This is a genomic window from Campylobacter sp. S4:11, assembly GCF_024723695.1.
GTDB classification, from domain to species: Bacteria; Campylobacterota; Campylobacteria; order Campylobacterales; family Campylobacteraceae; genus Campylobacter_D; species Campylobacter_D jejuni_C.
This window is the reverse complement of record NZ_JANQDC010000136.1, coordinates 1-202: the sequence shown is the minus strand read 5'-3', so window position 1 is coordinate 202 and position 202 is coordinate 1. Positions and strand designations below refer to the sequence as shown.

At 28.7% G+C, this 202-nt stretch carries 1 pseudogene; it reads right to left on the bottom strand.

Annotated features, from left to right (window positions below):
- Positions 1-202 (bottom strand): annotated as a pseudogene (locus CAMP5053_RS08560) (tRNA 2-selenouridine synthase); the annotation flags it as partial.

The following is a 202-nucleotide window of genomic DNA, read 5'->3' as shown; positions in this document are numbered from 1 at the left end:
CGGGTTTATCATCGAAGTTAAAATCATAGTCAGGATCATCTACATCATAATTATAATCATTACGATAATATTTACAACCATTAGAAAGGACTTGAGGGAATTTTTTCTTCAAATAAGAAAAATTCACAAAATGAGTTTCATTTCCTACTTTGATTTCACTCCCTAAATACTTGCTACGAAATTCTTCTCTTTTTTTCTCTAA